14 protein-coding genes are annotated in these 15909 nt (G+C 39.7%); 5 read left to right on the forward strand and 9 right to left on the reverse strand.

Features of this window, described 5'->3' with window-relative positions; translation table 11 throughout:
* The 3 genes from CL42_RS09055 to rimI form a co-directional block, all read left to right on the forward strand.
* A partial coding sequence (locus tag CL42_RS09055) for an elongation factor Tu (RefSeq protein ID WP_035267368.1) occupies positions 1 to 790 on the forward strand: 790 nt, incomplete at its 5' end.
* A gap of 207 nt (positions 791 to 997) precedes the next feature.
* Complete coding sequence (locus CL42_RS09060; protein ID WP_035267371.1) at positions 998 to 1879, forward strand: metal-dependent hydrolase; 882 nt, start codon at positions 998 to 1000, stop codon at positions 1877 to 1879.
* A 104-nt stretch (positions 1880 to 1983) separates the two neighbouring features.
* The gene (gene rimI, locus CL42_RS09065; protein WP_035267477.1) at positions 1984 to 2442 is read left to right on the forward strand and encodes a ribosomal protein S18-alanine N-acetyltransferase; all 459 of its coding nucleotides are present in this window, start codon (positions 1984 to 1986) and stop codon (positions 2440 to 2442) included.
* Between the two features lie 14 nt (positions 2443 to 2456).
* Here rimI and CL42_RS09070 read toward each other — a convergent pair whose 3' ends face one another.
* The 3 genes from CL42_RS09070 to trxB all read right to left on the reverse strand — a co-directional run bounded on the left by CL42_RS09070 (position 2457) and on the right by trxB (position 5083).
* A complete protein-coding gene (locus CL42_RS09070; RefSeq protein WP_035267374.1) occupies positions 2457 to 3272 on the reverse strand; it encodes an arginyltransferase in 816 nt (271 codons plus the stop codon).
* Positions 3273 to 3289: 17 nt separating this feature from the next.
* Entirely contained in the window at positions 3290 to 4021 is a 732-nt protein-coding gene (aat, locus tag CL42_RS09075; protein ID WP_155756972.1) for a leucyl/phenylalanyl-tRNA--protein transferase, read from the reverse strand.
* Positions 4022 to 4135: 114 nt separating this feature from the next.
* The gene (trxB, locus tag CL42_RS09080; protein WP_035267378.1) at positions 4136 to 5083 is read right to left on the reverse strand and encodes a thioredoxin-disulfide reductase; all 948 of its coding nucleotides are present in this window, start codon (positions 5081 to 5083) and stop codon (positions 4136 to 4138) included.
* 261 nt (positions 5084 to 5344) lie between these two features.
* Between trxB and CL42_RS09085 the strand changes: the two genes are divergently transcribed.
* Entirely contained in the window at positions 5345 to 8497 is a 3153-nt protein-coding gene (locus CL42_RS09085; RefSeq protein WP_035267381.1) for a DNA translocase FtsK 4TM domain-containing protein, read from the forward strand.
* A 45-nt stretch (positions 8498 to 8542) separates the two neighbouring features.
* Here the strand turns inward: CL42_RS09085 and CL42_RS09090 are convergent, their stop codons facing one another.
* Positions 8543 to 9511 carry a helix-turn-helix transcriptional regulator gene (locus CL42_RS09090; RefSeq protein ID WP_081403265.1) on the reverse strand — a complete coding sequence of 323 codons (969 nt, stop codon included), beginning with the start codon at positions 9509 to 9511 and terminating at the stop codon, positions 8543 to 8545.
* A 369-nt stretch (positions 9512 to 9880) separates the two neighbouring features.
* Between CL42_RS09090 and CL42_RS16515 the strand changes: the two genes are divergently transcribed.
* Positions 9881 to 12274, forward strand: coding sequence for a YadA-like family protein (locus CL42_RS16515; protein WP_051586569.1), 2394 nt, complete (start codon positions 9881 to 9883; stop codon positions 12272 to 12274).
* A 111-nt stretch (positions 12275 to 12385) separates the two neighbouring features.
* Here CL42_RS16515 and CL42_RS09105 read toward each other — a convergent pair whose 3' ends face one another.
* From CL42_RS09105 to CL42_RS09125, 5 genes are all read right to left on the reverse strand, one after another.
* A complete protein-coding gene (locus tag CL42_RS09105) occupies positions 12386 to 12673 on the reverse strand; it encodes a PA4642 family protein (protein WP_035267385.1) in 288 nt (95 codons plus the stop codon).
* A gap of 188 nt (positions 12674 to 12861) precedes the next feature.
* A complete protein-coding gene (gene minE, locus CL42_RS09110; RefSeq protein WP_035267388.1) occupies positions 12862 to 13134 on the reverse strand; it encodes a cell division topological specificity factor MinE in 273 nt (90 codons plus the stop codon).
* Positions 13135 to 13136: 2 nt separating this feature from the next.
* Entirely contained in the window at positions 13137 to 13949 is an 813-nt protein-coding gene (minD, locus tag CL42_RS09115; protein WP_035267390.1) for a septum site-determining protein MinD, read from the reverse strand.
* Between the two features lie 61 nt (positions 13950 to 14010).
* Positions 14011 to 14724 carry a septum site-determining protein MinC gene (gene minC, locus CL42_RS09120; protein WP_035267394.1) on the reverse strand — a complete coding sequence of 238 codons (714 nt, stop codon included), beginning with the start codon at positions 14722 to 14724 and terminating at the stop codon, positions 14011 to 14013.
* Between the two features lie 116 nt (positions 14725 to 14840).
* On the reverse strand, positions 14841 to 15878 hold the full coding sequence (locus tag CL42_RS09125; RefSeq protein ID WP_416202018.1) for a preprotein translocase subunit SecA: 1038 nt from the start codon (positions 15876 to 15878) through the stop codon (positions 14841 to 14843).
* Between the last annotated feature and the right edge of the window lie 31 nt (positions 15879 to 15909).

Raw genomic sequence — 15909 nt, forward strand, 5'->3', positions numbered from 1 at the left:
CTTAAACAAATGTGACCTTGTAGACGACGAAGAGCTTCTTGAGCTTGTTGAAATGGAAGTTCGTGAACTTCTTTCTACTTATGACTTCCCAGGTGATGACACTCCAGTTATCCGTGGTTCTGCTCTTGCTGCACTTAACGGTGAAGCTGGTCAGTTCGGTGAAGATGCAGTTGTTGCTCTTGTTGAAGCGCTTGACACTTACATCCCAGAGCCAGAGCGTGCTATTGATAAAGCATTCTTAATGCCAATCGAGGACGTATTCTCTATTTCTGGTCGTGGTACAGTAGTAACTGGCCGTGTAGAAGCTGGTATCGTGAAAGTAGGCGAAGAAGTTGAAATCGTAGGTATCAAAGACACAGTTAAAACGACAGTAACTGGCGTTGAAATGTTCCGTAAACTTCTAGACGAAGGTCGTGCGGGCGAGAACTGTGGTATCTTATTACGTGGTACTAAGCGTGAAGACGTACAACGTGGTCAAGTACTTTCTAAACCAGGTGCGATCAAGCCACACACTAAATTCGATGCGGAAGTATACGTACTTTCTAAAGAAGAAGGTGGTCGTCACACTCCATTCCTTAACGGTTACCGTCCACAGTTCTACTTCCGTACAACTGACGTAACTGGCGCGATTCAATTGCAAGAAGGCGTTGAAATGGTTATGCCTGGTGACAACGTAGAAATGTCAGTAGAATTAATCCACCCAATCGCAATGGACCCAGGTCTACGTTTTGCGATCCGTGAAGGTGGTCGTACAGTTGGTGCTGGTGTTGTTGCTAAAGTAACTGCATAAGTATTGATTGTGTGAAAAAACGCCCCATTGGGGCGTTTTTTTTATGTAATCTATAAAATTGTTAGACAATAAGAATTGTAAGCTGTCCTTAACTGATAATGATGTGACCTATAAGGCATTTATCATAAAAATAATAAATCACTAAGATGAAGTAACGAAAACAATCATAAAACTAGATTTGGATAGATCCCGAATAGGAGTCCAGCAATGAATGCTAAAGTAAATATTACAAATCGTGCCGGTGCATCATTTCCAGTACGTCGTATGCAATTTGATTTTGATCACGTACCAGAATATTGGATGAATGGTTCAGCAGGATTAACTCATTTCATGACAGCGTTATCTGCATTATTTCCTGCAGGTGAAAAATTCTTTATCGATTCAGTGCGTGCAGTTCGCCAACATCCAGCCATTAAAGATAATGAAGATCTCCAAAAAGAGATTTCAGCATTTATTGGTCAGGAAGCAATGCATACACATGAGCATGCTGGCTTTAATGCATCAGCACAAAAATTTGGTCATGATGTTGCTGCACTTGAAAAAGCCACAGATACGGTCATTCAAACTTTTCGTAAGTCAGCTAGCACCGTTATGAAACCATTTGGTATTTCACAAGAAATGATCGATCTGATGGGAACGACTGCGCTAGAACATTTTACAGCAACCATTGCCTCAGAATTATTGCGTAACGAACATATTCAAGCATTGATGACTGATGAAACAATGGCGACGATGTGGGCTTGGCATGCCATTGAAGAAAATGAGCATAAGGCTGTCGCATATGATGTATTTGAAGGTGTGTTCGGTAAAGGAATCAAATCTTATCTTGCTCGAACATCTTCTTTAGTGGCAGCAATGGTTGTGCTATTCATGGTGCAGACTTATTTTGTAGCGCGTTTATTGAAAGACGATAAACAGTTAAATATTGCATCTTTGAAAGATATTTATACCTATGGATATAGTCCATCTAAAGGCATTATTTCTGGTATGGGTAAGGAAATGTTGGCTTATTTTAAACCAGGCTTCCATCCGAATGATTTGGATACCGTGGGTTTATTGGCAACATGGAAAGCAAAACTCGGTTTTTAAGTATTTACTTTTGTGCATTCGGGCAGCGTAAGCTGCCTTTTTTTATTTCATTTATTTTCGAACTTTCTATAATGTACTCACTTAAAAAATGTAATGTAATGATTATGATTCGACCGATGCTGACATCAGATGTTGAGGTGGTATATGAAATTGAAAGTTTGGGACAGACGCATCCTTGGACAAAAAAACAATTTTCAGAAGCGGTTGATTCATATCAATCCACAGTGATTGAATACCAGAATCGTGTTGTTGGTTTCTGTATTTTACAGCCTGTATTGGATGAAGCAAATTTGCTGTTGATGGCAGTTCATCCGAAAATGCGTGGAAAAGGGTTGGGATATCAATTGCTTGAAGCTTCAATGGCTCAACTCAATAATGATCCCGTACAAATCTTTTTAGAGGTCCGAGAAAGTAATAAGGCTGCGATTGCACTATATGAGAAATCCGGATTTCATCAAATTGATATGCGTAAAAACTATTATCCAACATTAGCTGGTGGAAAAGAGCATGCCATCATTATGGTAAAGGCATGCAGTGATAATTTTGAAGATTTATTCAAGTGACAAAATTCAATACCCTACTTTACGATAAAGTTATTCCATTCAGAGGGAAGTGTCGTCATCAGCATATGACCTAATTGATCGATTTCTTCGTTGCTGAGCATTTTATTAACACGTCGCCATTGACCATCCAGTAATAATTCAAAAGGCGCATATTGGGACTTATAGTTCATTTTGAATGAATGGGGTACCCAATATCCTAAATATACAAACTCTTGATTGTGCTGCTTTACATATTCAATTTGCTTAAGGATTGCGAAAACGCCTAAAGAACGTTTGGATTCATCTGGATCAAAAAATGTATAGACAGCGGATATTCCATCATCTAATACATCGCAGGTTGAGACACAAATGAGTCGATTATCTTTCCAAAGTTCTATAAAGAAACTATTGCTACAACTGTGAATCAAAAACTTCTCGAATTGATCATAGCTAGGGGGGAACATATCTCCATCTGAATGACGCTCATTGATGTAACGTTCATAGAGTTGATAGTGTAAATCAGTAGCATCTTGAGTTTGGGTTATTCTAACTTCTAGGTCTTGATTACGTTTCCAAGCTTTCTTTTGTTGACTGTTCATTTTAAAAACATCAACAGGTACACGACATGAGAGGCATTGTCGACACAAATGACATTCAGGTCGATAGACAAAATCTCCGCTTCTTCGAAATCCTACACGAGACAATTCTGATAAAGTTACAACGTCGATTTTATGAGCAGGATCTAAAAAGACCATCCGTGCTGATTTCTCGGGAAGATAACTGCAGTCATGCGGTGGTGTAATGTAATACTGCAATTCATTTAATAGGGACTGGGGTTGATAAGAATTCATGTTGTCCCTCCTATTTCTCAATCCATGAGTTGTTGATCAAATGCTATTGTTTTACTTGAAAATACACCGTCTTTATACTTTTGCCAATCAATCTGAGGTTGTTTTATCACATCTTGTAACGAATTAAGGTAGTCTTGGCGAGAAATTGTGCATGCACCTAAGCTCATGAGATGATCATTCACCAATTGACAGTCAACCCAGGGTGCCTGGTTTTCAAGGCTGATCAACATGAGGGTATAAAAAGCCATTTTTGAAACATCAGTCTCTCGACTAAACATGGATTCACCAAAAATACCCTGACCTATAGAGACACCATACAGCCCGCCGACAATCGAATTTTCTCTGCGTACTTCGACACTATATGCATAGCCTGACTCAAATAATGAACAGTAACCCTGAATGATATCTTCATTAATCCATGTTTCATTGGCATAACTTCGTGGTAATGAGCAAGAACGTATCACATGTTCAAAATCACGGTTAATGGTAATCGTATAATCATGTTTTTTCATGTTACGAATGAGTGATTTACTTGGATGGTATGACGAAGGGTAGATAATGCAGCGAGGTTCTGGACTCCACCAGCAGATCGGCTCACCTTCGGAAAACCAAGGAAATAAACCATGTGTATAAGCTTCAAATAATGTAGAAGGGGAGAGGTCAGCACCTATACAGATTAGTCCTTGCCCTTCGGGATCGGATTCAATTGGATTAGGGAAAATAAATTCAGAAGGAGGGAGCATAGGGATTAAGTTCTAAAAATAATAATGAAAAACCGAAGATAAAAATGTTTAAAATGATTATGCCAAGTTGAAAGAATAAAAAACCACCCGAAGGTGGTTTTTTGGGTTTTTAAATAAATATTAGTTGTCTAAATATTTCTCAGCGTCTAAAGCAGCCATACAACCTGAACCTGCTGATGTAATTGCTTGGCGGTAGATATTGTCTGCAACATCACCTGCAGCAAATACGCCTTCAACAGAAGTCGCAGTTGCATTACCACGTGTACCACTTTGAACTTGGATATAACCATCACGTAGTTCAAGCTGACCTTCAAACATTGCAGTATTAGGTTTGTGGCCTATAGCGACGAACAATCCAGTCACTTCAACGTTTTGAGTTGTAGTATCAGTTGTAGATTTCAAACGAACACTAGTAACGCCATCTTGAGGGTTACCAAGTACTTCTTCAACTTCATGGTTCCAGATGATGCTGATTTTCCCTTCTTTCTCTTTTGCAAAAAGATGATCTTGAAGGATTTTTTCAGAACGTAATTTATCGCGACGATGTACAAGTGTTACATGTGAAGCAATGTTTGATAAATAAAGCGCTTCTTCAACCGCAGTGTTACCACCACCGACAACCATGACTTTTTGATTTTTATAGAAGAAACCATCACAAGTTGCACATGCACTCACACCTTGACCCATATAAGCAGCTTCGGATTCTAATCCTAAGTATTGAGCCGTAGCGCCTGTTGCAATGATCAAAGCATCACACGTGTATTCTTCCATATCACCTTTTAAAACGAATGGACGTACATTTAAGTCAACTTCGTTAATGTGATCGTAAACCAATTCAGTACCAAAACGTTCTGCGTGAGCTTGCATACGCTCCATTAAAGCAGGACCTGTTAAGCCTTCAGGATCACCTGGCCAGTTATCAACTTCTGTAGTTGTGGTGAGCTGACCACCCAATTGCATACCTGCGATTAAAGTTGGTTTTAAATTTGCTCGTGCAGCATATACAGCTGCGCTATAACCCGCAGGACCAGAACCTAAAATAATCAATCTTGAGTGACGAGCGCTCATGTATAAGCATCCTTTTAATTTGATATATCGACTTGCTGAAAATTATACGTGAAACTTCACCACAGTTGTGTGGAATGAATGTGGATTATATTGATCAACTAAATCGAATTGAGCTATATAGTTAAAAGTGTTAACAAGGAAACCTTAGAAAGCTGCACCTTTTTTTAATGAACAGGTGCATAATAGTAAGTTTTCTATAATGAAGAAATTGTTCCATTTCAACATTAGAACATTAATGAATAATCGTTTACAGGACAGTATATGACTGCGGTGTCGAGTGTATATGCACAGCGCTTAGTTTTAACATTCTTCTTAATATCATTTGGTATTTATCTGTTTTTAGCAACAGTGACTTATACGCCATTTGATCCGGGTTGGATGCATATTTCGAGTGATACTCAACAAGTTTCAAATGCAAGTGGTGTCGCAGGTGCTTGGATTGCAGATCTCTTATTTGGATTTCTGGGCTGGGCAAGTTTACTGATTCCAATTTATTTATTCATTGAAGCGATTCAAGTGTGGTGGCCAAGAAGTTTTTTGAGTCGTCCATTTCGTTTTGCTGCTCAATTTTTCATTTTACTTACCGTCGCGAGTTTGTTTTATTTACTTTGGTCAGTGCCTGCAGATACGCTTGCTAATGCTTCAGGTGGAATCATTGGTTACGAATTGGGTGAGAGTTTAAAACAGCTTTTGACGATTTATGGCGCCGTTTTTTTTCTGATCGTACTTAGTATCGTTCTAATCACACTGGCTTTTGGTATTCAGTGGAACAAGACATGGTCTACTCTGAAGGCGACACCCGCTTATTTGCAAGATTTGTTCTATAAAAATGTACCTGAGACTGAATCAGCTTATGATTTGACGACTCAGCCAAAAGCGAAAAAAGAAATTGAACCTAATCTAAAAGGTTCAGCTCAAGTCCCTCATCAAGCTGAGCTCAATAATGTCGATCATTTAGAAGAGAAAGATCAATTACAAGCGCGTCATGAACGTACTGCTGAAAAACTATTTGAAGATATGCGTTTCCAAGAGTCTCAACAAAATCATCGTTTTGATGAAGATGATGAGGCAGAGCTCGAGCGTACCATCGCGAAAGCGCATAAGTTAGAGCGTGAGAGTCAACGTATTGTTCCAACGGGTGAAGTTTGGAAAGCCTTGCATAGCGATGAAGATCATAAAAGAGAAATTGATGAGCTTTTGCGCGCAGCAGAGGAGGATCAGGTTGATCAACATACTTCAGAAATTAATGATTTAAGTAAAAACGTTCGAGTAGAGCAGCGCTCAATTGTTCAAGATACTGCTTTGGACTGGAATGATGATCAAATCTTTGATGAATTGCTTGAAGTTGTTCCACAAGGACAGCACGCCAAAGATATTCATACTCCTTTTCATCATCAAACAAATCCTTCAGGTCAATCTGCTGATGATCAAAATACAGCATCCCTAATCCAAAATACCTCAGCTATTGGTGCAAGTGCTGTATACGCAAGTCAATCGAGCGCAGCGGCGGAAGCGATCACTAAAGCAGATCTGTTAGCTTCTGAGCTTGATGGTCTTGCATCACTTGCGGATGAAGCAGAAGCTTTGTCTAATCCAGAGGTCAAGCGTCCAAATTTGGTAACGCCAAATATTAAATTTATGACTTCACCTAAGTCAGATACAGTCGCAGAATATGAATCAGAGCAAGGTATTATTGCTCCATCACCACAAAATATGGTTGAGCAAGAGGGATCATTAATTCCTGTTGCTAAAGTGAGTGATGAGGAAAAACAACGTATATCTTCAGATAAGGATGCTTTTAGAGAAGCTTGGCAAGAAACGGTAGGTAAGCCCGAAGTTGAAGAGAATGAGTTTGATTTCGATGCGCCATTAACAGATGCTGCCGGTCGTCCAATGTCTCGTGCAATGCAAGTTGCAGAGCGCCGTAAAGATTTATCACCACTTCCTGGTTTGGATTTACTTGATGAAGTAGACCCAAACAAAAAAGTAAACTTCACTGCAGAGCAATTATCAAGATTATCAGAACTGTTAGAAATTAAATTACAAGAGTTTAATGTCAAAGCGAAAGTGATTGAAGCTCAACCGGGTCCTGTCGTGACCAGATTTGAACTGGATCTTGCGCCTGGTGTGAAAGCCTCGAAAGTAACTAATATTTCTCGTGACTTAGCACGATCAATGTCGATGGCATCAGTACGTGTTGTTGAGGTGATCCCTGGAAAACCTTACATTGGCATTGAAGTTCCGAATAGTACACGTGAGATGGTGCGCCTGATTGAATTGGTACAAATTCCAAAATTTAAGGATCCAGATGGAATCTTATCCATGGCCATGGGTAAAGACATTTCTGGTAACCCAGTCATTACTGAGTTGGGCAAGGCACCACATATGTTGGTTGCGGGTACCACAGGTTCAGGTAAATCTGTTGCTGTAAACTCGATGATTCTATCGATGCTTTTAAAATATACGCCAGATCAATTGCGCCTTATTTTGATTGATCCTAAACAACTTGAATTGGCGAACTATAACGATATTCCGCATTTACTCACGCCTGTTGTGACTGACATGAAAGATGCAGTCAGTGCTTTAAATTGGTGTGTGAATGAGATGGAGCGTCGTTATAAGCTGATGTCGTTCTTAAAAATACGTAAATTAAGTGACTATAACCGTAAAGTTGAAGAAGCAATTGCCAATGGTGAAGATCTATTTGATCCAACTTGGAAAGCCAGTGAGTCAGTTGCTGGAGAACGTGCACCTAGACTTACACCATTGCCTTCGATTGTGATTGTTGCAGATGAATTCGCAGATATGATCATGCAGGTGGGTAAGAAAGCGGAAGAAATGATCACTCGTTTAGCTCAAAAATCACGTGCTGCTGGCATTCATTTATTACTTGCGACACAGCGTCCATCCGTCGATGTAATCACGGGCTTAATTAAGGCGAATATACCGACGCGTGTTGCGCTACGTGTAAACTCTAAAATTGACTCGCGTACGATTTTGGATGCGGGTGGTGCAGAAGATTTGCTTGGACATGGTGATATGCTGTTCTTAGGACCAGGTAAAATTGAGCCTGAGCGTGTGCATGGTGCATTTATTGCCGATGACGAAGTGAACCGTATTTGTGATGCATGGCGTGAGCGTGGTGCACCAAACTATGTGGATGAAATTCTCACCCCATTTGATGAAGAGCCAGCATCACGTGGCTTTGAGGATGGTGATGGTGCTTCTGACCGTGACGCACTTTATGATCAATGTGTTGCTTTTGTTTTAGAAACCCGCAAAGCATCCACTTCATCTTTACAGCGTAAGTTTAGTCTGGGTTATAATCGTGCCGCACGTATTATTGACCAAATGGAAGAAAACGGTATCGTGAGTGCAATGGGCGCAAATGGTAAACGTGAAATTTTAGTTTAACGAAGACTGACTCAGAAAAAGCAACCATAGGTTGCTTTTTTTTATTTAACTCAAAAAAGTGTTGTTTTTGGGGGTAGTCCATTGGCTGGCAAATGTGATCAGTTCACTCACAGAGTGAACATTCAAGCTTTGGTAAACTGACTTGACACAATCTTTAAATACCGCAGGGCTAATGGATAATTTTTGTAAAATTTCACTTTTATTCATGCCTGTAATTAACGAAAAAGCCACTTGGCATTCTCGGGGGGATAGATCAAGTGCTTCTAGTTTTTTTAAAATAATGAGGGAGCGTGGTAATGAGCGCTTTAAGTATAAGGCGATATTTGTATCGGTTGTATTTTGACTACTTAACCATTCAGCACGAAGGGTTAATATTCCATTAGGAATGGTCAAACTAAGCTTGGGGATTTGTTGCCCATATTTAAGCTCATTGATGACTTGATAGCATGATTTTGGCAACGCTTTATATGGTTCCCAAAATTCATAATGTATCGGGAAGAGATTCAGTAAATCCTTTGCAGCATCAGTCATCATGACTAAATCATTTTGAGAATTCACGATTAACAACGCTTGATCTGATTCAATTACATCGTCGCCATCCTCCATTTGATTGTTAAGCGCATATTCGATATAGACACCAGCTTGTTCTAATAAACGATGATCTTGTAATTGGAAGGGGTGTGACATACGCCTATAGAGGGTAATACCTCCTGCAGGAATATGATTGCGTTCTAATCTTAAATCTAGTGTATGGTGAAGACCGCTTTGGCGCACAATCATCTGGTAGGTTAAGCTATGAAAATACGGATCATCTGGGCGTAAAAGATTTCCGACTTTGGGTAACATAGGGCAGTTGAGCCAGCGGATATGGCTTTCGGTTTTTAAGTTTAAGAATAATTCAGTATTTTCTTGCACATACCTCATCGACCGAGGGTTAAGATTTTTGTAATACAGTATATAAGGTTCACCATTTGGATAGGTCAGTGCCATACCGTAGGCATCATGTGGAATCAAAAAAATTCAAATAGTCAAAAATACTGGGCGCAATGGTAAGGAGCGGAAGTTGAGTACAGCAAAGATTTCTCAGGCGATGGAGGGTGCCGAGCCTTGTTCGATCACTTTTACGAAAACTTATTGAATTCATCTTCGATTGAACTGTTTTGATTATAACAAATTCAAATTATAGATTTTTTTAAAAAAATTGAGATAAAAAAGTAAATATTAATCATTTTTTCACAAAAATATTTTTTTCATCCCCCCTTAAAGGGGGGCTTCTAGATTATCAGCTTTATGGTTTGATTTTCCTCATTATAAAAGGTCTTTCTTGCAAACTATGGAAAACCTGCAAGTGACATGACCATGTCAAAAACTAAGGGGAATTACATGAACCATATATACCGAGTTATCCGTAATCGTAATGGAAAATTAGTCGTAACAGGGGAACTTGGACGTACACGTTTTACACAATCTTTAAAAAATATTGGAATAACGACAGGTTATCTGATTTTAATTGGGGCATTAACCGCAATGACGAGTCAGGTGCAAGCTGATGAATGTGAGGGTTCAACAGGCACAGCGACGAATTCAGACACTACATCTTTCATCTGTGGTGAAAATAACTCAGTGGTTGCACCGAACAGTGTGGTTATGGGACAAAGCAATAACGTCAATATTGGGATGAATCATACTGTTTTTGGTTTGAATAATACGGTGACACCAAACGCTGTAACGACAACGCAAAATAATGTGGTCATTGGAAATCAAAACACAACGCATCATACAAGTAATATTGCCATTGGTAATAATCAAGTGGTTAAGGGGGAAGGGAGTATTGCGATCGGTAGTTCAAATACTGCTGAAGGGGGTATCTCTATAGGTATTTCAAATTTAAACTCGTCTGTAAAATCTGTTGTTGTTGGTATGAATAATATTCACGACGTCAACACTAATGGCTCGATGATTTTTGGTGGATTTAATGAGGTTGGTGCGACGAGTTCTCATATATTTGCCTCCAACAGTAATGTGCAAGGTCACACTAATGTGGCTGTCGGTGGTTCTATTATTATTCGACCAGGACCAAATTATACATCCGTAAGAGAGTCAGTCGCGATTGGTGAGCTGAGTCAGGTTTATGCGAGCAACTCTGTTGCTTTAGGTAGTGCATCGGTTGCAGATCGAGAGAATGTTATTTCAGTCGGTAGTGATCAATTAAAACGCCGAATCATGAACTTAGCATGGGGATTAGATACTCATGATGCTATTAATGTTGATCAATTGACAGCCAGTTTACAAAGAATTCTGGGTACTGGGGTGACTATGTTTCAGGGGAGTGTGATGCCCCTTTCATTTGAAATGCAAGGCTCTACATACCAAAACGTAAATCAAACAATTAGAGGGATTGATATTGAATTTACAGCGTTAAAAGACCGAGTGTCTGCACTCGAAAATAATGGTGTTGGTGGTGAAACAGGTACAGGTACCACTGGACCAGCTGGACCAAGTGCGTACGAGGTTGCTGTGAGTAATGGATTTGAGGGCTCTGAAACAGATTGGCTTACATCATTAAAAGGTGAAAAAGGCGATAAGGGAGATAAAGGTGATCAAGGTCCACAAGGATTGAAAGGTGACAAAGGGGATCAAGGTATACCAGGTACAAGCGGTGGACCTAGTGGCGGTGTAGGACCACAAGGTGATAGTGCTTACCAAGTGGCGGTGAATAATGGATTTGTAGGAACAGAGCAAGATTGGCTGACGTCACTCAAAGGAGATAAAGGTGACCAAGGTCCTCAAGGATTGAAAGGTGATAAGGGAGATCAAGGTGATCAAGGACTTCAAGGCTTAAAAGGCGACAAGGGCGATAAAGGTGATCAAGGACTTCAAGGCTTAAAAGGTGACAAAGGTGATCAAGGATTTAGTGCTTTTGAGATTGCTGTACAAAATGGCTTTAATGGCACCGAACAACAGTGGCTAACGTCTTTGGCTAGTGGTGGAACTGTCGCAATATCTGTTGGAACAAATCCTAGTGAAAATGCAATATTACCAAATGCAACAGGTGAAGATGCTCTTGCAATCGGAAGTTCATCAGTAGCATCGGGTCGTGAGAGTATTGTCATTGGGGCTGAATCACAAGTCGCTGGTGAACATGCAACAGCTTTAGGAAATCACAATACGGTTACGGGTGAAAATACGCATTCAGTTGGTAATTTCAACAATATTTCAGGAAATAGTACTGTAGCTCTTGGGAATAACATAACGTCTGACGCAAATAATGCTGTTCTTTTAGGAAATGCTTCGTCTACCGATCGGGACAATACGGTTTCAGTGGGTTCCTCTACGCAACAGCGCCAAATTGTTAATGTGGCAGCAGGTACAGCGGATACCGACGCAGTCAATGTAAAACAAATGCGTCAAGCAGATCAGAAAGTTTTGAGCGATGCACAGGAATATACGAATATACGAACCAATGAAATATTGAATCAGGCCAATGAGTATACTAGTCGACGTGTAAATGCTTTAGAACAGAGTTTTGCCGATGAACGACGTGACACTCGAGCAGCTATTGCAGCATCTTTGGCTGTCGCTTCATTACCCCAGCCAACTTATGCTGGTGCAAGTATGTTCAGTGCAGCTGCTGGTACATGGGATGGTGAGCAAGGTATTGCCATTGGATTTAGTGGGGTTTCTGAAACGAATCGCTTTGTCTATAAAGCATCTGGAACCGCAAGTTCACAAGGTGATGTTGGTGGTGCTATTGCATTGGGTTGGCAATGGAAATAATCTAAGTTTCACCCAAACGTAAAAGTAACCTTAATACGAAACTATTTTTTAACAGGTATAAGATAGATTTAAATCAAAAAAGCCTGCTCAAGCAGGCTTTTTTATCTGTTTTTAGGCAAATTTTGCTAAAACAGCAAGGAATTCTGCACTTTGGCGTGGGAATTCTGCGATCACATCATGAATACGTTTGCCTTCAGGATTTTGAGCGTTAAGATCTCGACCATCTGCTATAAATTTAGTGAGTAAACGCTCATAGTCATTAGCACGCATATGTTTAAAAGCATGATAGAGAACATGAAAATCAGCGTTTACACCTTCAGGAGGTAACTGATTTAAATAGGCAAAAACACGCTCGTCTGACCATTCTTCATTGAACGTGGCTGGCTGTGATAATGCCATCACAATCTCCTTGGTATTTTTAATCAATAAAAAAGGGCAAAATATGAGACTAGATGAGCGAAGCACTGCTTTGTCTAGTCGCAAGACTTGAAGCTCTGCTTCAAGTGGGCGGAATATAGCTAATAGCCTATTTCTGCCACTCTCATATTTTGCCCTGATTCAATTTGCTTGACTAATCAAAAATCAGATTAACGTTCTTCAGGCAAATTGATATTCATTTCTAGCATTTCGATATTTGCTTCTGAGCGAACCGACATTTGTATATGCTGTTCATCTACACCACGCACATAACGATTCACAACTTGCATGATTTCTTTTTTCATTAAATCAATTTTATCTTGGCTTAAACGCTTACCTAGACCATTTTCAGATGCCACGATAACTTTTAAGCGATCTTTAGCTGTTTGTGCACTTGATGGTTTGTCATCACTACTAAAAAGTTTACTCCAGAATCCTGCCATCTTTATGCTCCAAATAAACGTGCTAACCAGCCTTTCGGCTTCACAGAGATGTGACGATATGGACGTTCTTCACCAAGGAAGCGTGCAACAAGATCGTCATAAGCTTGTCCAGCTGCTTCTTCAGTATAAAGAATAACAGGCTTACCTTCATTCGAAGCTTGTAACACGCTTTTACATTCAGGAATTACACCGAGCGTTGGCACGCGAAGGATATCTTTAGAAATATCATCGACTGTTAACATTTCTTGCTTGTCAGCACGTTCAGGGTTGAAGCGTGTGATACAAAGATGCTTACGAATACGACCTTCGTTATTTTCTACTTTCTTCGTTTTACTGTCCAACATACCAATAATACGATCGGAATCTCGGACAGATGAAATTTCAGGGTTCGTTACAATGATTGCTTCATCAGCATGGTACATTGCTAAAATTGCACCACGTTCAATACCTGCAGGAGAGTCACAAATGATGTAGTCGAACTCTTGAGAAAGTTCGTCCATAACACGTGCAACACCTTCATCGGTTAACGCATCTTTATCACGGGTTTGTGATGCAGGTAAAATATATAGATTTTCGATTTCTTTATCGCGAATAAGTGCTTGTTGTAATCTCGCTTCGTTATTTAATACATTCACAAAATCATAAACAACACGACGCTCACAACCCATGATAAGGTCGAGGTTACGTAAACCTACGTCAAAATCGATTACAACAGTTTTGTGGCCACGAAGGGCTAAACCTGTTGCAAAAGATGCACTGGTAGTTGTTTTACCTACGCCACCTTTACCTGATGTTACGACAACAATTTTCGCCACCGAATCCACTCCTGTTATGTTTATCCCCAATACTATAGGGGTTCTCATGTTTAGTTATACATTAAAATTCCAGTGCTTCAAAGACAAGCTCTTGAGCATCATTTAAATAGATATGTACTGACTTTTTTAGCATATGTGGTGGAATATCATCTGCAACACAATATGTTCCTGCGATAGATACTAATTCAGCTTCTAAAACATGACAGAAAATTCGTGCTGCTGTATTGCCACCGGCGCCGGCGATGACTCTACCACGAGCAGAGCCATAAATATGTATATTTCCTGAAGCGATGATTTCAGAGCCACTATTAATTCCAGCAGTTAAAATAATATCGCCGTGATCTTGTACCAGACATTGTCCTGTTCTAAGCACTTCATCGTGATACGAAGTTTTATGTGTGGTTGCTGGAGCTATGTGTGTTGGAACCTTCTCAACTTCAGGTGTATTTGCTGGGGCTTCTACCACTTGTTCTTTTGTTGCTTTGATCCGCTGCAAAGGACGATCAGCCGCAAGAACTGGGAATTGGATCGCACGTGCTTCATCACCCATTAAACCATCAACGACAGCCATTGGCTGTAACCCTAAACTGATGACCAATTGAATGAGTCCAATGAGTTCTTGTTCAACGGTTGTGTCTAGAATGACAAGCGCACCTTCATAAGAGGTTTCACTCATCATGGCACTTAATTGTTGGCGGATAACATTATGATCATTGGTGTCAAAGGTAATTCGGGTAAAATTCACCATTCTACCGGTAATCCGAATATCTGCCATATTCATTCCTTGCTTGCTTCGCGCTTTATAATCGAAGTAAAAATTGTTAATTGTGCAAATGCTAGTTCAATTCTCAAGAATTCTCTAGCGGATATATTAAATTAATAGAGAAATGATCATTCCTTGACTTGATTGTTTTTTGATAACTCTATTTGCCATTGTTTTACTGCCACCTGTTTTCTTAAAGACTCAAGACTTTCATAAACGACAGATTCAACGAGTTGTTCTAATGCATGATTATCAATATTGAGCTGGCTAATTTTTTCAGCAATGAGTTGATAATGCGCATTCGGTTTATCAATGGTTCCAGAAATAAAAGGTTCAACTAAACCGTCGGTAATATTTTCACCTAATCGTTGACCAATGTTGTGGATTTGCTGTTCTATACGACCACCCACCAATGGAATCAGCTTTAAGAGCTGTGTTAGCTCTGGTGTGTCTTCAATTGCTTTAATGACAATGTGACCAACGCCTTGCGAGATATTATCTTTTTGAAGTTTTAATTCGGTTGCTAAAGATTCTTGTAAGACTTGCGCTAATGTCGTGGCAAACATGTCTCGATGGTGATTCACCAGATCATGAATGATTTTTTTATGGGTTGAGCTAGTGTCTAACTCTTTTTTAACACTATCAATGACAGTAATCACCACACGATCAGAGAGCTCTTCCATGATCACGTTATAGTAAAAATTAAGACGTCTGAACCATTTATTAGGTATGACTTTATAGCCTAGCTCATGCAGTCTATAGGCAATCACTCCGACGCGAATTAAACGTAAAAAGCGAAGGTAAGGGATAATAGCTAATATTTCATACCAATGAATGAAGGGAAAGAAAAACCAACGCTGATGATGTTTATTGACGATTGCAATCAGCCATCTTACAGCGAGTTCAACAATTAAAAATGTGATAAACCAACTTTCAGTAATGATGACCCATGGGTGAAGCTCGGATTTATAAAACTCCAGAATTTGAGGTAATTGAACCGTGTCAAATACCCATGAGCCAAAATTACTCATTAAAAATGCATTGGCACATAGACAAAACAAATTGACTAAAATAATGAGCATCATAAAGATGTCATAAATCAGGAACATCTTCCAAAATAACGTATCGTGACGCTGTGGACGGAAAGTTTTTCGAGAATTAGTCATGCGTTCTGTCATATGCAATACATTCTGAGGA

Origin of the sequence: Acinetobacter sp. Ver3 (genome assembly GCF_000632455.1) — a bacterium.
GTDB lineage: Bacteria > Pseudomonadota > Gammaproteobacteria > Pseudomonadales > Moraxellaceae > Acinetobacter.